Source organism: Peptoclostridium acidaminophilum DSM 3953 (assembly GCF_000597865.1).
GTDB lineage: Bacteria > Bacillota > Clostridia > Peptostreptococcales > Peptostreptococcaceae > Peptoclostridium_A > Peptoclostridium_A acidaminophilum.
Genome location: NZ_CP007452.1, coordinates 2,000,238 through 2,017,927 on the forward strand (window position 1 = coordinate 2,000,238; position 17,690 = coordinate 2,017,927).

18 protein-coding genes and 1 pseudogene are annotated in these 17,690 nt (G+C 39.1%); all 19 read right to left on the reverse strand.

The genetic code is table 11. From position 1 onward, the window contains the following. Positions 1-33: 33 nt before the first annotated feature. A complete protein-coding gene (locus EAL2_RS09825; protein WP_330375762.1) occupies positions 34-2,052 on the reverse strand; it encodes a DNA polymerase in 2,019 nt (672 codons plus the stop codon). A 40-nt stretch (positions 2,053-2,092) separates the two neighbouring features. Continuing rightward, on the reverse strand, positions 2,093-2,641 hold the full coding sequence (locus EAL2_RS09830; RefSeq protein WP_025436217.1) for a DUF2815 family protein: 549 nt from the start codon (positions 2,639-2,641) through the stop codon (positions 2,093-2,095). A gap of 20 nt (positions 2,642-2,661) precedes the next feature. Next, positions 2,662-3,813, reverse strand: coding sequence for a DUF2800 domain-containing protein (locus EAL2_RS09835; protein ID WP_025436218.1), 1,152 nt, complete (start codon positions 3,811-3,813; stop codon positions 2,662-2,664). Next, on the reverse strand, positions 3,813-4,130 hold the full coding sequence (locus EAL2_RS09840) for a hypothetical protein (protein WP_025436219.1): 318 nt from the start codon (positions 4,128-4,130) through the stop codon (positions 3,813-3,815). Before EAL2_RS09840 ends, EAL2_RS09835 begins: the two co-directional genes overlap by 1 nt. Further along, a complete protein-coding gene (locus tag EAL2_RS15525; RefSeq protein WP_158408917.1) occupies positions 4,130-4,285 on the reverse strand; it encodes a hypothetical protein in 156 nt (51 codons plus the stop codon). The genes EAL2_RS09840 and EAL2_RS15525 overlap by 1 nt, the downstream gene beginning before the upstream one ends. A gap of 81 nt (positions 4,286-4,366) precedes the next feature. After that, positions 4,367-4,762: an RNA polymerase sigma factor gene (locus EAL2_RS09845; protein WP_025436220.1), complete on the reverse strand. Its 396-nt coding sequence runs from the start codon at positions 4,760-4,762 to the stop codon at positions 4,367-4,369. A gap of 436 nt (positions 4,763-5,198) precedes the next feature. Next, complete coding sequence (gene istB, locus EAL2_RS09850) at positions 5,199-5,942, reverse strand: IS21-like element helper ATPase IstB (RefSeq protein WP_038601615.1); 744 nt, start codon at positions 5,940-5,942, stop codon at positions 5,199-5,201. Then, the gene (gene istA, locus EAL2_RS09855; RefSeq protein ID WP_201770168.1) at positions 5,942-7,426 is read right to left on the reverse strand and encodes an IS21 family transposase; all 1,485 of its coding nucleotides are present in this window, start codon (positions 7,424-7,426) and stop codon (positions 5,942-5,944) included. Before istA ends, istB begins: the two co-directional genes overlap by 1 nt. A gap of 137 nt (positions 7,427-7,563) precedes the next feature. Beyond that, positions 7,564-7,767, reverse strand: coding sequence for a hypothetical protein (locus tag EAL2_RS15530; RefSeq protein WP_025436221.1), 204 nt, complete (start codon positions 7,765-7,767; stop codon positions 7,564-7,566). A 162-nt stretch (positions 7,768-7,929) separates the two neighbouring features. Then, the gene (locus EAL2_RS09865; RefSeq protein WP_242842466.1) at positions 7,930-8,391 is read right to left on the reverse strand and encodes a COG2426 family protein; all 462 of its coding nucleotides are present in this window, start codon (positions 8,389-8,391) and stop codon (positions 7,930-7,932) included. 360 nt (positions 8,392-8,751) lie between these two features. Further along, positions 8,752-8,985, reverse strand: a pseudogene (locus EAL2_RS16005) (hypothetical protein); the annotation flags it as partial. Between the two features lie 4 nt (positions 8,986-8,989). Beyond that, positions 8,990-9,085 (reverse strand): adenylyltransferase/cytidyltransferase family protein, encoded by a 96-nt coding sequence (locus EAL2_RS16100; protein ID WP_408634021.1) that lies wholly within the window; start codon positions 9,083-9,085, stop codon positions 8,990-8,992. A gap of 177 nt (positions 9,086-9,262) precedes the next feature. Next, the gene (wecB, locus tag EAL2_RS09875) at positions 9,263-10,363 is read right to left on the reverse strand and encodes a non-hydrolyzing UDP-N-acetylglucosamine 2-epimerase (RefSeq protein ID WP_025436223.1); all 1,101 of its coding nucleotides are present in this window, start codon (positions 10,361-10,363) and stop codon (positions 9,263-9,265) included. A gap of 15 nt (positions 10,364-10,378) precedes the next feature. Beyond that, a complete protein-coding gene (locus tag EAL2_RS09880; protein ID WP_242842467.1) occupies positions 10,379-11,629 on the reverse strand; it encodes a nucleotide sugar dehydrogenase in 1,251 nt (416 codons plus the stop codon). 39 nt (positions 11,630-11,668) lie between these two features. Next, positions 11,669-12,244, reverse strand: coding sequence for an acyltransferase (locus EAL2_RS09885; protein WP_025436225.1), 576 nt, complete (start codon positions 12,242-12,244; stop codon positions 11,669-11,671). Positions 12,245-12,784: 540 nt separating this feature from the next. Further along, positions 12,785-14,254: an oligosaccharide flippase family protein gene (locus EAL2_RS09890; RefSeq protein ID WP_025436226.1), complete on the reverse strand. Its 1,470-nt coding sequence runs from the start codon at positions 14,252-14,254 to the stop codon at positions 12,785-12,787. Between the two features lie 89 nt (positions 14,255-14,343). Then, entirely contained in the window at positions 14,344-15,576 is a 1,233-nt protein-coding gene (locus EAL2_RS09895; RefSeq protein ID WP_025436227.1) for a glycosyltransferase family 4 protein, read from the reverse strand. 168 nt (positions 15,577-15,744) lie between these two features. Then, on the reverse strand, positions 15,745-16,593 hold the full coding sequence (locus tag EAL2_RS09900; RefSeq protein WP_025436228.1) for a LicD family protein: 849 nt from the start codon (positions 16,591-16,593) through the stop codon (positions 15,745-15,747). After that, positions 16,544-17,527, reverse strand: coding sequence for an O-antigen ligase family protein (locus EAL2_RS09905; RefSeq protein ID WP_025436229.1), 984 nt, complete (start codon positions 17,525-17,527; stop codon positions 16,544-16,546). The genes EAL2_RS09900 and EAL2_RS09905 overlap by 50 nt, the downstream gene beginning before the upstream one ends. Positions 17,528-17,690 lie beyond the last annotated feature (163 nt).

Below are 17,690 nucleotides of genomic sequence, written 5' to 3' on the forward strand. Positions count from 1 at the left end.
AATCCCTCCTTTCCTGCGGGAAATATGGCGCTTTTAGTCCTTCTTGTAGTACTCCGACTCGAACCCGTCGGCGCTCAGGGGAAGGCCACTTGCCCAGCCTATGGGATAGCTCATTATCTCGTTTACTTCATCCAGGGAGCCTTCGCCCTTTGGAACGTCCAGGACCACCTCGTCGTGTATGTGGGCCACTATCTTGTACCCAGCCCTGTCGAGCCTGAGCATCGCCTCCGCCAAGCAGTCCCTTGCAATCGCCTGTGTCAGGTTCTCGGCTATCTTTCCTCCATAAGTGTCTATCCTTCCCCATGACTTTGAGGTCTGGTCCAGTCCCTCGAATGTGATCTTGTCCCTGCCGAATCTCATGTCGGCTTCAATTCTCGGCCTTGCATAGGCAAGGCTCCTGCCGGAAGGCAGTCTTATTAGCAGCATCCCGCTTTTATACAGGAACTTGAGGCCATGCTGCAAGCTTACCGAGGTTTTCCCCTTTATCGCCTTTACCGCGGCTTCCTCTGCATCCCGCCAGAGCCTTACTATGTTTGGATTCGCCTTTCTCCAGGCGGAGACTATGAGCGAAAGCTCGTCTTCTGAAAGCCCCATCCTTTCGGCTCCCATGGCTTTTAGTGCTCCGACTCCCCCTTGATAACCGCAGGCCAGGGTCGCTATCTTGCCCTTCGCCCTGAGCTCATACTCCGGATTTCCCTTTGCTATCTTCTCGATGGGCACACTAAACATCCTGCTGGCCGTCATCTCGTAGATCTTGCCGTGGCCCCTGAAGGTGTCTATGACCCACTGCTCCCCGGCAAGCCAGGCTATGACCCTGGCTTCAATGGCGCTAAAGTCCGACACTATTATCCTGGCTCCCGGCGATGGCACGAAGGCCGTCCTTACCAACTGGGAAAGCACGTCGGGCACCGAATCGAAGAGAAGCTCCAGCAGCTCGTAGTCCCCGGACTTTAAAATGTCCCTTGCAAGATCCAGGTCCTTCATCGCATTTCGGGGCAGGTTCTGTATCTGCACCAGCCTGCCGGCCCACCTCCCGGTTCTGTTGGCGCCGTAAAACTGCAGGAGGCCACCAATCCTGTGGTCCTTTCTCATGGCCCTGTCCATGGCCTCGTACTTTTTGACGGAGGTTTTGGACATCTCCTGCCGCAACTCCAGGAGCCGCCTTGCCTGGTCGTCTCTGGTTTCCTCCAGCAGGTCTTCCACAGCCTTCTTCGAGAGGCTCTCTATTTGGATTTTGTGCTTGTCCCTCAGGTAGCCTTTGAGCTGGGCGGGGCTGTTTGGGTTTTCAAGCCCCGTAAGACATCTGGCCTGCTTTAAAAGCTTCTCTTGGTGCAGCTCGTCGCACCTTATCGCATGCTCGACAAGGTCCTTGTCCACCCTTATGCCGATGTCGTTTATCCTCTGGTCCAGCTGCCAAAGCTCCTGCTCGTTTTCTGTAACAGGGAAGGCCTGGAGCTTTCTTCTGATTTCCCGCTCGACCTCGACATCCTTCTTGCAGTATTCCTTGAACGTCTCCCACCTTTCCATGTCGTGCTCCGGAAGGTTCCTGCTTCTCGCGCCTCCTTTGCAGGGCATTGAAAAATACCTTATGAGGGCCTTGCCCTCCTTCATCTTTTGCTCCTTTAAGCCCATGACCTTGGCCACTGCCGAAAGGTGTCCCGGAAGCCCAAGCGTCAGTGCGTGGACCTGGGAGCACCGCCACTGGCTTGGCGGCATTTCCCTTTTGAAATGCCGCGAGAGGCATGTCCTTTCAAAGTTTGCATTGAAGGCTGTCTTTATCACCGCCGGGTCCGTCATGGCCTTTTGGACATCCTGGGGGATCTCTTCTCCCCTTGCCAGGTCTGCCACATTTGCATCCTCATCACCAAATGCGTAGCCGAAGATGAGTATTTCAAAGTCGCCTGATTCGACGTAAGGGTATACCCCGCACTTTGCAAGATCCACGCTGCTGTATGTTTCAATATCAATCGAGAGCACTTTCATAAACTCACCTCTAACTGCCCTATGGTTTTTATTCGGCATTATATTTTGAACTCTCTCAAAGCGTTCCATTTTGGATAAGGAAGGGGCAATGCAATGCCCCCGCTCCCTTCTAGCCCAGGAAGTCGTCCTCGTCGCCACCTATGGCTTCGAAGTCGTCCTCGGCTCTAGCCTTTCCTCCCAGTGCTTCTCCATCTTCAGTCTTTTGGATGTTGTTGAGCCCTGCCGCCAGCCCCTTGTTTCCGGCAGCGCTGTAGGGGAATATGTTTATGCTCGCCCTGCCGTAGCAGCCGCTGTAGAATTCAGTCTGGTCATTTATCGGGTGTAGCCTGCGGTCGACTATTCCCGGCCTGGCTTTGCCGTTGGCGTTTATAAAGTAGCTGTCCTCGTAGGCCTCGTCGTCCGGCCTGTCTATGTCCCCGTCCCTTAAGGGAACCTTGAAGTTGCCGCTTGTAAACTTTGAGCCGAACTTTGCTGTTCCGTCCTTTTTAGCCTCCTCGATTGCCTGCTCAACGTCCCTTATGGCCTGCTTGTTCGACTTTGGTATTATTATGCTTACAGAGTATTTGGGCTCGCTTCCGTTTATGCTCTTTGGCTCAAACACGTTTGCGTAGCTGAATCTCACCGGATTCTCCTTTGTTCCTATGATCACTTTTGCCATGTCTCATTCCTCCTGAATTTTTATTTGAAATCCTGCTCCGGGCCGCTTCTCGCCTGGGGCCTTTTGTCGTCTTTAAAGACCAGCTTCAGTCTGCCAGGCGGCCTTTCGATGAGGTCTCCTATGACCCTTTGAAAATCCTCTTTTCCTATTTCCTTCTCGAGCTTTGTAAGGCTAAGAAGGGACCTTGAGTATATGAAGTCCTCCGGGTACCCCGCATGGAGCAGCTTTTCCGCCACCTGGGTTTCGCATGTGAAGCGCCTTGTGCTTCTTCCCTCAACAAGCTTCATTCCGGGCCACTGCTTGCCAGCGTTTACTGCCGCATCAAGGGCGTAGCTTTCAACGTCCGACGCCCATTTTTGAAGCTCTCCCACTTGGCGGAGCACAGCTGCGACCTCTTCGTCCGAAAGAAGTGGCGGCTCCTTGAAGTCCATGCCTGACAGCCTCATATTCTCAATGCACCTGGCCCTGCAGGTGGCCTTCACCTTGCAGAATCTGCAGTGCTCTCCCGGCTTGAACTCGCCCTCGCCCGCCCAGGCCTTTTCGGCTCTTGGCCTTACCACTTCCTCCGCCCAGCTTAAAAGCTCGCTGGCCTCCATCTCGTCGGTTGAAATGTTGTCGAGCCTCGGCTGGATTATGCTCATCCTAACCCTCTCTGTGTCGTAGAGCATTCCAAAGCCGTTTATGGCCCCAAGGGCGTAAAGCCTCATCTGGGGATTGGCTGCAGCGCTTACGGCCACGCCCTTTCCACCCTTAAGGTCGATGACCTCGATCATGCCGTCTGCTACTATAAGTGCGTCCCCGGTTCCAAAGCCTTCCTTGACCCAGGGGCTGTAGTCCAGCCTTTCCTCCACCAGCACAAGCGGATCCTTGCTCGTCGCCCTGGCCTCGTTTATCTTTTCGATTACAAGGTCCACATAGGTTTCAACGGCCTTTTCAATCTCGTCTGTGAAGAACTCGCTTCTTTTCATCTTCTCTAGTCTTTCATCGAACTCCGGCTCCTTTATGCTTCCCAGGAAGAAGCTAAGGTGCAGCTCGGACAGCTCGTGCATGAATGTCCCTTCAAGGGCGTATGTGGTCGTGACGTCCTCCATCTCTTCCTCGAGCCTCACGCTTGGGCTGCAGCTCAGCCACCTGTGGGCTCCCGAAGCCGAGAGCAGTGCGTGCGACCCCATTACAGCTCCTCTGCTTTCTGGAGAACCTGAGCATACCTTTCCTCCGGTATGTCGCTGAGCTTCTTGGCCCCGAATTCCGAGATGAGCTTTTTAACCTGGGACTGCTTGCCGCTTTGGGAAAGCTCCGCCAGCTTGGCCCTGACCTCCTCGAGGGTGGGCTGTTTTTCCTTTGCTTCTGTCTGCTCTGCTTTCTCTGGTTCAGGCTTTGATTCGGCTTCAGGAGCGTTCCCTTCGGCAGCGCCAAACAAGGCTTCTATGCTGTCCGCCAGGCTCCTTAGATCGCTCACTACCTCTAGTGCAAGTTTGATTTTGCTCATTAGCTTTTGCTCCTTTCTGCAACATTCATCTTTTGCGCCGCCTGACATAGCAGGTTTTTAAGCTTGCTCGTAACGTCCTCCCCTTTTGCCCTGCACTCCTTGATATGTACGTTGGCGCTGGATGGGCTTGTGATTGTGATTTTTATGGTCTGCATTTTTTCACCTCCACTTGATTTTTCTAGAGGCCTAAAAAGTGCCTCTAATATATAGCCACGGGAAACGCAAAACCGAACCCCCTAATTTAAAATTTTTTCGAGTTTTTTATAAATCTTCTTCAGCCGGTTTCTTACAGCGGCCTCGCTGACCCCTTCATCCCTTGCAATTTTGGCTATGCTCAGGTCCTCGTAGAAAACCTTCTGAAGCAAGTCTCTCTGCTGCGGCAACAGCTCGTCTATCGCCTTCTTTATGTATTCACTTGTCTCCTTTTGCTCTGTCATTGCTTCGATGCTACACTCTTTATCCTCAAACTGCGCTCCCTGCTCCTGCATGATGAAAATCGAACTGTGCCTGCGGGTCTCTTTTCGGTTGCTGCTCAATGTGTCTCTTTCTATCTCTATAAGAACTTCTCCTACTTCATCCGGCGCTTCAACTTCAACAGTTTCTCCTGTTAGGAATTCATATGTGATTTTCATGATTTATCTCTCCTTTGGATTTTTAAGTTCGAAAATGTATTACTGGACAAAACCCTGTATTTACACAGCGCATGGCCCTGAAAAAAAGCAAAAAAAAATAGCCGGACAACAGCTAAAATGAATTAGCTGCTGTCCGGCTATTTGGTAGTTCATGCTCGACTCCGTTGCTCGGTACTAAAATGTTCAGTTTTCGGGCACAAAAATAGGCCGGATAACTACTCTAAATAAAAGTAGCTATCCGGCCATTTGGTAGTTCACTTGACTCCGTTGCTCTGAATGTCAATGAATATTTGAGCCAGGCGCTAGTGAATTTCTGAGCCACCTGTGCTAATGAAAAAGTATACCATTTTCATATTTGTGCTAATGAATATTTGAGCCACTTATTGTAATAAAGAAGGGAAATTGGGTTTAGCCTTCATTTCCCTTAATTCATCTTTTATTTGCTGTTGCTGTCCTTTCGATAAGAATCGCCATTCATGTTTAATACATAGGAGCGGAATGTTATTCTGTCAACTAGGGCTGCGACCATTATTGGATTATCGAAAAGCTCTGTCCATCTTGAGAATTCAAGATTTGTGGTTATTATGATGCTGCCTTTTTCGGATCGATCAGAGATTACCTTGAAAAGCAGATCTGACTGATGCCTGTTAAAGCTTAGGTATGAGAGTTCATCTAGTATTAGCAGATCAACTTTAGACAGCTGTTTTTCAAGCTTTGCCAGCCTTTTGTACTCGCTGGCCTCGACCAATTCAGTTGCAAGTGATGCGGCGTTATAAAACTTGACGGAATATCCGAGGGTGCAGGCTTTCAAGCCAAGGCTTATTGCAAGATGCGTCTTGCCTGTTCCGGGATTCCCTATCATTACAATGTTTTGATGTTTGTCTATGTAGTCGCACTCAGACAACTCAAAAATAAAAGGTTCTTTTACATGTTTAAGCCGGCTTGTATCAAATTCATCAAGAGTCTTCAAATATGGATACTTTGCAGCTTTGATCCGCCTTTTGCGATTATTTTCCTGACGCTGGTCGTTCTCAACTCTTAGTAGCGCAAGGAGGAAATCCTCATAGCTCATATTGGTGTCCATCTGACGGATCATATTTTCATAATCACAAAAGGTAGGGAGCTTGAGCTGCTTGCAGTAAAGAGAAATAGACTGTGCCTTCACGTTTATTTCACCCATTATCCGTTCACCGCCACTTTGAATTTGGCATCATAAGCCGATAGGTCCACATTATCAACTGAGATATCCGTTGCAACCGATATTACGCCGTTTGATACAGGACCATCCAAGTAACTTCGTACCAGGTCGATTGTGGGACTTACCGTAGCAGGTATTTGGTTTTTAATGCCGATTATCCTGTCAGTGCCATAATCAAGGCACAATCGAAGAAGTTTGACAGTATCCCTGTTTGCATTTGGGAATTTCATTCCCCATTCAAGCAGGTCTCTCTGAATAGCCTGCCTTACAGGTTTGGCGTTGAATACGGAGCGTGGCTTTCGTTCCAGAAGTGGCATGTAGTGCTCCAGAGTATAGCTGGTGTAGCCCCCTGGACCATAGATGCGGTCATAGGATGCCACGACTGCAGACTTGTGATGTATTCTGATTTCGTTGCCATAGGCCTTTATTGTGGCTTCCTGGCCTATCAGTGTTGCCGGAACTGAATAATTGTTTTTATCAAACCTTACTGTGGAGTATTCATTTACTTTTGCAATCGCAGTTTTGCTTGTATCAAAACTGTATTTTGGAAGTGAGTAGAAGTATGATGCTTCTTGAAAGAGCCGCATACCGACAGTTCCCTCACGTCCTTGTATCATATGCTGCTTATACTCGTTGCATTTTTCTGATAGTAAACTATTCAGCTCTGATAAGTTTTTTATCCTTGGAACAGGAACCAGGAAGTTTCTTCTTGAAAATCCTACAAGGTTTTCAACCAGGCCCTTTTCATTTCCGCTTGCAATGTTGCAAAACAACGGTTGAAATGCATAATGGGCGCTAAAGGCCTTGTACCTGTTTTGAATCTTTGCGTATTGGCCAAAGCCTTCTTTTACTGCAACTTTAGCATTATCAAATATTGTTTTATGAGGAATACCGCCAAAGAATTCAAATGCCTTCTGTTGACCTTCCAAGAAGGATTCCTCGTTCTGGTGCTTGAATGCCATTACGAAAATTGCGCAACTGAAGCATAGCCTTGCACAAAAGAGATTGATTTTGTTTTTAATCCCGTCAAGATACACGGTGGCTTCTCCCCAATCAATTTGGAGAGCTTCCCCCGGATCGAATTCCAATGGGATAAATGACTTGGGAATATTCCCTTTAATCCTTTTTACAGCCAATCTTACTGTTGACTCGCCGCCGGCAAACTGTTTTTCAGTTACAAGCCGTTGATATATGCGCCTTGCAGTATGCTGCTGTTTGTTTATATTTTCGGATTTGTCTTCCTCAAGGCAATGAAGAATGAACTTTAATACATCGTCAGTCAGAATGTCTGCCTTACGATTGTATTCTTTGCGTTCCCATGGAACGCTGTCACCGTCACAATATTTTTTGACGGTATTGCGAGATATGCCGAGCGTTTTAGCGATAGCCCTTTGAGACATACCCTGGATTGTACTCATTTCTCTAATCTTTTGGTAAATGTCCACGTCAATGATCACACCTTTCATCCTCCCTGCACTAATCTTTGAGATTAGTATACAGGTTTTTTGAAAAGTGGCTCACTTTTTGGTTAGCACAAAGGCACTAAATGGCTCACTCTTATACTAGCATTCACATCCGTTGCTCGGTATAGCGATGTTTCTTCTCAGATTCTTTTCATTGGTTGCTTTTCAAGCTGCAACCTGGCTACTTTTCTGCAGTGAGGACACTTGATGGATATGGCTCCTATCACGGTCCCCTCTTTGTCAAACAGCCTGCGTCCGCACACTGGACAATTGACTTGCTCGGTCATATGGCCTCGCCCCCCTATGTAGTTTTTTATTATGCTGACCTTGTTCGATATATTCATTATATAATCGAACACCTGTTCGGTCAATATCGTTAGTTGATTTATTTATTGTCATTTAAGTTAAAATTTACCATTAGGTGGCTAAAAAAAAAGCCATGCTGCTATTAAAACATGGCTTCAGTTTTCATCTTGTATTTCTTCCATTTTCTATTTTTAGCTGGTCTAGCCTATGGTCTTCACAACGCCGTAGCTTAAACCCGTCATTATCAGTCCGGCGATTATGTTCCCGAGGAGTATCGCTGGGAATGCTATCTTAAATCGCATGTCTAGAAGTGCTGCCGCCAGAGATCCAGACCACACACCCGTTCCCGGTAGAGGTATAGCTACGAATATTAACAGTCCCCAGAAACCATATTTTTTCACCTTGTCGCTCCTGTCCAGAGTCTTATGGGTAAGGCGATGAATAAAGCCTTTGAAGCGATCGCTCTTTAGTAGCATCTGGAATATTGGCCTTATAAGAAAAAGTATGAACGGCACGGGAATCATGCTACCCAAAAGCGCCATTCCAAGAGCATTCATTGGAGAGAGTCCCATGGCCACTCCCACAGGAATAGCTCCTCTTACCTCCACCATTGGGACTGCCGCTGTGAGCGCCACTGTCGATTCCTTTGTAAGCAGTTCCATTATAAAATTTAAAGCTTCCATAATAACCTCATTATATATTATTTACTTAATTTATTTGACATAGTGGCAATATGCATAAGTAAGTTGTCAACTTAGGGCCTGGCTACTGGACTTTCCTTACAATATCCGGTGCATTGATATAAACAATACTCCCAAATATTGTAGATAAAAAAATATAAATAGAGTTTTACGGAACTTTCCCTGACACCCACAGACTTTTGATAGGCACCTCTTCTATGTCAGATATCTATTCTTGTGCTTATTTTTTCTGTTCCAACACTTTAGTCAAAACATCACCAACAATAGTCGATGATGTACCCTTTGTATAATTGAAATATACCATTTCAACGCCTACTCCATTTAATTTTTTTCTATTTCTTCATACATATTTGAACCCTTCCAGTCATCGCCATGGAATATTGCATCAAATCTTAGCTTTTCCCAGGCAACAAATTTGTCCAGTGACTTTTGTGGTACTGCCTCATCAACATACTTAATAGCTTCTACAATTTTTATTCTTTCTTCAAACGGAATAATTGGAGTCTTTTTTTTGTAGCCTTGCACTACTTCATCAGTACTGACACCTACAATTAGATATTCACACTGTTCTTTTGCCTTTTTTTAAAATATTAAGATGACCAATGTGGAATAAGTCAAATACGCCTGTTGTATAACCTAATTTATATTTTTTCATTATCCAATACTCCTCCTAATATAAATTTTTCTTTTATAAATAATATGACTTTCTATAATTTATTCTATGATAAAATTCATACAACCCGCACAAGTTAATAACCATTTTTTAATATTTATAATCCAACCCCAATTCACCGCTTTAATTTTGTTCTTATTCGATTATTCTTGTCCTAAACTAACAATCAACCAAAATATCAGCTATTCTCTTACTCGCAAATCCATCACCATAAGGATTGCTTGCTTTACTCATCCTTTCATATTCTTCCTTATCTTCAAGAAGTTGCTTGAAGGTTTTGTAGATTATTTCTTCATCTGTTCCAACAAGTTTTAAAGTACCTGCTGCGATTCCTTCAGGTCTCTCTGTTGTATCTCGCATAACAAGGACAGGTTTACCTAAACTTGGTGCTTCTTCTTGAATTCCACCACTATCTGTTAGTATTAGATAAGATCTTGAAATAAAATTATGGAAATCTAATACTTCCAAAGGCTCAATGATTCTAATTCTATCCGTATTCCCCAGAATATCGTTTGCTGCTTCTCTTACCACAGGATTCATGTGTATCGGATAAATAGCTTTAATATCTGAATTTTCATCAATAATTCTTTTTATCGCTCTGAACATGTTTCTCATAGGTTCGCCAATATTTTCTCTTCTGTGAGCTGTTATCATAATTAGCCTGCTGTCTGCAACCCACTCTAACTGCTCATGAATATAATCTTCTCTAACTGTAGTTTTAAGAGCATCTATTGCAGTATTACCCGTTACATGAATTGTTGCACTGTCTTTGCCTTCTTTAATAAGATTTTCTTTAGACATCTCCGTTGGTGCAAAATTATAACTTGATAATATTCCAACAGCCTGTCTATTAAATTCTTCTGGATATGGCGAATATACATTATATGTTCTAAGGCCTGCTTCAACATGCCCTACAGGAATCTGCAAATAAAAGCATGCAAGTGCTGCAACAAATGTTGTAGATGTATCTCCATGAACCAAAACAATATCAGGCTTTATTTCTTCTAACACAGTTTTCATTTTCTCCAGAATATTCAAAGTCACATCAAAGAGTGTCTGCTTTGCTTTCATAATAGAAAGATCATAGTCCGGTATCACATTAAACGCCTCGAGAACTTGGTCTAACATCTCTCTATGCTGGCCTGTAACACAAACAAAAGTATCCAATTTTTCTCTCGTCTTAAGTTCTTTTACTAAAGGACACATTTTAATAGCTTCAGGTCTTGTGCCAAAGACCACCATGACTTTTTTTTTATTCATTTTTATTCATCCTAACTATAGTTTATAAATCCCATCAATATTGCAGATATTTTTTGTATCCAAAACAAATTTATCTTTAATTAATTCTAAATTGTTTTTAATATGATCATGAGCAGTCATAATAACAAGTATTTCAATTTCATTGAGAAAATCCTCAAAATTCATAAACTGATGGTCTACAATTCTTGTCTTTATAAATGGGTCATATACTTTAACTCCAAAGGCCAAATGTTCATCCATTTTTTCCAGGAGTTGAAGCGTTGGACTTTCTCTTATATCATCTACATTTTCTTTATACGCAAGACCATATAAACCGATTTTTGATATATCTGTAATTTTGCGTTCTCTCATAATATTTCTTATTCTTCCTAATACATGTGAAGGCATAGAATCATTTATTTTCCTGGCTGTCAAAATTAGATTTGTAAGATCTGGATAATCACCTACTAAAAACCATGGATCTACAGAAATGCAGTGCCCTCCGACTCCAGGTCCTGGTTGCAAAATATTCACCCTTGGGTGTTTATTTGCAATTCTAATAATCTCATATACATCCATATTGTCTGTGCGGCAAATTTTTGCTAGTTCATTTGCAAATGCTATATTTATATCTCTATAAGTATTTTCAACAACCTTAGACATCTCCGCAGATCTTATATCCGTTATAACAATATCCGATTTACAAAAACTGGCATATAATTCTTTGATCTTTTCCCCTATCTCTATATTATCAGCTCCAACCGTTCTATTATTGTGCTCAAGTTCATAAATCATGTTACCTGGTATAATTCTTTCCGGAGCATGAACTAAATGTACATCTTCGCCTAATATTAATCCTCTTTTTAGAATTTCAGGTCGTAAATATTTATCAATAGTTCCAGGAGCTACAGTAGATTCAATAATTATTATTGCGCCATTCTCACAATTATCTAAAACGCTATTCGCCGCTGAAATTACATACTCTGGGTCAAGTTTTTTGCTGGAATTTATGTATGGTGTTGGTACAGCTATAATATATGTATCTGTTTTCTGATATTCAGTAGTAAACGTAATTCCATTTGAAAGCGCATCTTTGAACAATGCTTCTAATCCTTCTTCTTCAAATGTAAGTTTACCCTTTGACAACGATTCAACTAAATGCTTGTTACAGTCTGTTCCTATAACTTCAATCCCACTTTTAGCAAGCATCAATGCAGTTGGAAGCCCGATATAGCCCAGTCCAATTACATTAATTATTTTCTTATTACTTTTTTTACAATACATCATTTTTACTCCTCTTTAATCAATTTATATTATATGCAAAGGTTAATTAAATACTTCTTTTTTATTTATAGTTTTAATTACTTTAGCTGGATTACCTGCAATTATACAGTATCCTTCAGGGAAACTTTTAGTCACCACTGATCCAGCGCCAACAATAGTATTATCACCCAACGTAACTCCTGGAAGAATTATACTGTTCATTCCGATCCAATTATTTTTTCCAATATTAATATCTTTTCCTTCAACATGCTTATCTAAGTTGTAAATATCATGATTTGCTGTTATTAGCCCAACATTAGGCGCAATCCACGAACCCTTACCGATATTTATCTTTGCTTTTGAAGCTTGAAAATATGATCCATGTGTTTGAAATATATGCAAATCTCCAATATCAAAGTTTATATTCTTATAATTACCTATTCTAATATTAGGTGATACAGGCCACGGGACACTTTTGTTTTTCCCGAGTATCCTTTGGTAAAAAAAAGATTTCACAACCCAACTCCAACCTATTGCATATGGTTCAAAATATCTACCGGAATAATAAGTCGTGTCGTATGCCAATCTACCAAAAGTATGTGCGAATATATATGTAAACAAATACTTTATTTTTTTCATTTTAACATCCCCTCGACGTTGATTAGATTAAATGTATATTTCGTAATGAATATTAGCTTTAGTTAGAGCCACTAGTGTACTCAAAGAGAACCACCATGGTCATTTAATAGAACCACTTTAGTCATCATGAGATCCAGTTCATTAATACCCCCATACAATCAACAGTCTTAGTTTTATGCCGCGAAAGCCACTTTATATTGGGAAGTACCCTCTGGTAAAATATTCAAGGCGGAATAGCCGCCGTTTAAAGTAAGTATGGGGTTATTTCCGCCACTAATTTGGGAGTCCAGAGGGTGCAGGGACCCGATATCAAGTGGACCGTGGAATAAATGCAACGGCCATTTCGGAATGGCTCTCATAAAGACCAAAGTGGTTCTCGATGAAGATCAAGGTGGTTCTGAAAGAGTACGCTAGTGGTTCTATCCGAAAATATTACTCATTCGTAATGCTTTTGAAACCAGCATTTATACTTATTTTAAATTAAATTCATTGTTTTTTAAATTTAAGAGTGAGCGGTTGATATTTTAACATATAGCTGATTTATGCTTCTGTCAATAAATTCAACATACGTACAATTTTTTTAATCATTGGAAACAATAAGATTATTGTCATCAGACAATACAATCCTGATATTATAACTAAAATACTAATATTATTATAACCATAAGTAATGAGATGGTTTTTCAAAGGAAATAACAACAATCCTACAATCGCAAATACGACTATACTTGTTAGGTTATGTTTAATGATAAACAACTCAAAAAATGAACTTTTTAAAATTTTACTCCCATGAATTAATTGAATCAAACCCATAAAAGCTATACTTATCAAAGAGGCATACGCTGGTCCTATAAATCCTATATAGTATAGAAACGTGAAATCTAATATAACATTTAATGCTAATGTAATTAAAGCATAAAACAATATCACTCTTGACATTCCTGCTGCATTTAGCGCTGTTCCAAAATATGTATACCTAAACAATTGCACTAATATATATATAACAAACACAGATTCGCTACCTAAATATTTATCGGAATAAAGGAATGTAATTATCTCTTTATGAAGAAGTAAAGCTAAAACACAAAACATGGTTGTCGATATAAACCCTAACGATATAGAAAATGCCCATATTTGTTTAGCATCAGCCAGCTTACCATCCGAAAATTTATTTATAATTTTAGGGAGAGTAACTGTAGAAATTGCAACAGCTATAAACGAAAAAGGTAGTTCTCTTGACATATTAGTATATACAGCTAACTCGTCAGTAGAGAAAAATCTTCCAATAATTAATTTATCCACCTCAATATTTATAGTTCCAATCATTAACGCAACAGCAAGTGGCACTGAATAGCTAAATATTTCATGCACCAAATGCTTATTGATTTTCCATTGCATATTCAAATACAAACGATTTCGAGAAATAAAGTAAAAATAAATCAGTTGTAAAACATCAAGCAATAATAATAATATCAATATATATTTTATATCTCTCAAAATAAAAGCACCAATACCTGTAATTATAAGCTGAGATATACCAATTCCAATATTCCTATATGATATTATTAGAGACATTCCATTAGCAATAAATATATTTTGATAGTCCAATACCAAGTTAGATATCATAGGTCTTAGAGCAACATAAAGCAACATTACCTGTAATGCTGGATTTGAAAAATAGTTAGCAACTAGATCACGCGTTAGAATGAGTATAGTCGCTCCAATTATACCTGTAATAATATTCAAGTTGAAAATTGTTTCGAAGTATTCTTTCTGTTTATTTAGATTTGTAGTTTTTGATGCAAAATACTTAACTGCACTTGATAACCCAAAACTTGTAACATTGGTTAAAATTGTCATTACAATAATTATTTGAGAATACGTACCATAGTCATATTTATCAAATAACCTAGACAGAATCATAGCTTGGACTATTGATGTCGTCATTGTAACTATTCTTGCAAGAGTAATCGCAACAATATCAATAAAACTATTGGAGTTTCTTTGCATTAAATCACCTTATCCACATTAAATTCATAAAATATAATATTTCTAGTTACTATATTTACTATTTTAATTTTGTGCTTAGAATTAACTTTTTACGCCATAAACCCTGCATGCTTTTTTATGAGATTTATTTCATCAGCTATTCTCTGCTTCCATGTTTTCATTTTTTCTTCTGATGTTTTTATTGCTGCTCTACGAATATCATCAACTTTATACCTTGAACATAATAAATTTTCGATAAGTTCTACTGCTTTCTCATTATTATTCACATAGAATCCATTTATCCCATGATCAATAAACCCTTCAGTAGTTCCATCCTTTTGTACAATGACCACAGCACCTGCTGCTAACATTTCATGGAATACATTCGTTAAGTTACATACATCATTTAATGAAAAAGAAGCCATCGCAAGTTTACACATTACATTCATTGTTTTAATATCAATATTCCCCATATAAGTGACACGATCTTCAATGTCTAGTTCTTTTATAAGTTTGGTAATACTATCAAAATATGAATTACCAATAGTTTTATTTGGGCCCGCTAAATATAGATGAATATCTCTTCCTCTTTTTTTTAATTCCGCGATTATTTTCACCACTCTATCTTGTCTTTTCCATGAGTCAAACCGAGCAACATGAAATATAAATGGCTTTTTTACTAATGTTCTTGAATATTCCTCAATATCTGCATCCTCAATAATAGGAGCCTTGTTGACTCCATTAATCCAATAGTAAAATTCAAACGGTGGCTTCTTTTCTCCCCAAATCACTTTTTTGACAAGGTCACCTCTCGAACCATCATTTGTTACTAAAAGAAAATTTTTCTTAGTCTTAAATGCTCGATATTCTGTTATATGCCTTATCGAAACATATTTTTTCCCTTTTTTTTGAATCTTATCCCATAAAAATGTACCATACAGTCTTTGCCCAAAAGGAACATTATATTTTTTTGCCACCATTCTTACAACACTTGTAGATGAACCATGTGCATATACAAAATCATATTTTTCACTACTTAGAGCTTTTTTCACTGATTTTTTTAGATTTGAATACGTAACAAACCTTCTTTGCAGACTTAAATCAGTTTCTACTATATCCCAAATATGTGATTTTTTTAACCAATCTGCTTTAATATTTAAATTTTCATATTTATATTCCGGGCGATATGCAGAATTTAGAATCACAAAATCAATTTGATGCCCTTCTTCAACAAGTCCCATAAGCGGTTTGTTAAATGAGGGTAGGCCCTGAGGTTCAATTTCTCCATCAAAAAGACACTCTCGAAAACCTGGCCATGGTGGTGTAACATATAATATTTTCATAAAACTTACTCCTCATATAATTTGATTGTTGGCAAATTTCCTAATGAATATTGGATATCCCAGTGTGCATCAATAATTGATTATCTATATATCAACTTTTGCACCAAATCTTAATCTACAACCAATCTGTATCTTTTCCAATTTAATGGTTATATTTTATCATCAATCTTAATAAACAATTTTTTCATTGATTATATCGATATTCCTATATTTCCCAAGATCTACATCTACAAACTCATGAATAGTTCTACGTTTATCTCTTGGTGGTAACTCCATATAATTATTATATATTCGAGTTAAGTAAAAATCATATTGAGCAGGTGCACTATAATAATTATTTTCAAATTTAACTTTAATGGGATCTCCATAAATATGTTTGTTCATAGTTTGTTTCCTATATCCATATTGGCTACAAAAATTAACAAGATAGTGTGCTTTTTCGTCTTCACTCGTCATGAGGCTATTTGTCAAAAAATCTATTAAAGCTAATGGTATAAAGTGGGCAATAATTGTTGCAGGTATTTTTAATAATCTCTTAATAAAAATATTTGGTTGTGCATTTTTCAATTTTACTACTTTTATCCAAAAAAACACTTTAATTAAACTTGCTCTTATTTTTAATGATGTGCCTGTGTTCTTCTTTGAATAATCTAACGGAAATATATCTACATAAATACCTTGATGCATCTTTAGATTCTTTACTCTTTTATCAACCAATAGTGTGTCTTTTAATCGTACTTTGGAAATATACATATTAAAATTCTTATCTGTTACATGGTTTTGTAAATAAAAATCCTTATGTAGTTGATCTTTACATATACTACAGAACCTATCATAATCTTTTCTTTCCATTGCAATATCCAGATCATCATCCCAAGGAATAAAACCACTATGACGAATAGCGCCTAATAAAGTACCCCCAACCAAGTAATATTTGATATTATTTAAATCACATATCCGAGCAATCTCATTTAAAATTAGCAACTCTGCTAATTGTACTTTTCTCAATTTCTTCATTTAACCCATTCCTTTCAGTTAAATTATATCCAGCTATTATAAATGAAACTGCTGTTATTAGCGATATTGATAGCGGATTTCCACTAAAAAACCCACTTATAAATAAAATTACCGTTCTATACCGATAGAAACCTTTTGTTTTTTTAAACAAGTCATAGTAAATCAATAAATACAACAAAAATCCGAAAATTCCTGTACCAACTAATACATATGCCATAGTATTCACATAAGTGCTCTCTCCGAGGTCATATTCTGTTTGGATGTTTTTGGCGCCTATATATGTGGCATAGTTCCCATATCCAACTCCAAATATTTTGTTTGGCAATTCAATTCCTCTATAAACTGCAAATCCTCTCATCACTCTGACATTTTTTGTCGATAAATTTGAATCCGACATAACACGATTGATACTACTTTCTACTATAGGAATCTGTATTACTCCAACAATTAAAAACACAATAATTATTACTCGAAAAATATGCTTCAATGATATTTTGAATTTATTAAAGGCCCACATACTCCATACAATAAAAGTCATTACTACTGCGGAACCTGATCCAGATAATAACAATGCGATAGTGAAAATAATGGATAACACAATATTTTTTCTATTATCATTTTGCACTATTGACTCTTTATAAAATAAGACTAATAACAAAGCTGGTATAACATAGTGTGTGAAATGAGCAGGTTCGAAGAAAAAGCCTGACGGTCTATATCCATATTGACTAAATATATTATTATAATCTTCGATTAATCTCGTTCCTTGCTTAATTGGCAACCATTTTATATACCACGGCAAAACTATCCCTGCAAAATTATATGCTATATACTGCATAAATAAATACAATGAATTAACAAATGCTATTATAGTATATAATTTTGCACCTAATCTAATATCAAAATATCTGTCGCCAATGATAATTATTACCATTATATAAAATGAATATCTAATATATGCTTTTAAGAATTCTGAAATATCAAAGTGTATTTGAACTAAAGCTATACTTAGCGATGTAAATAGTACAAAAAAAATAAAAATAAAAAGAATTTGTATCTTAGTATTGGGATTCTCTTATTATTTAAAACACATGCTG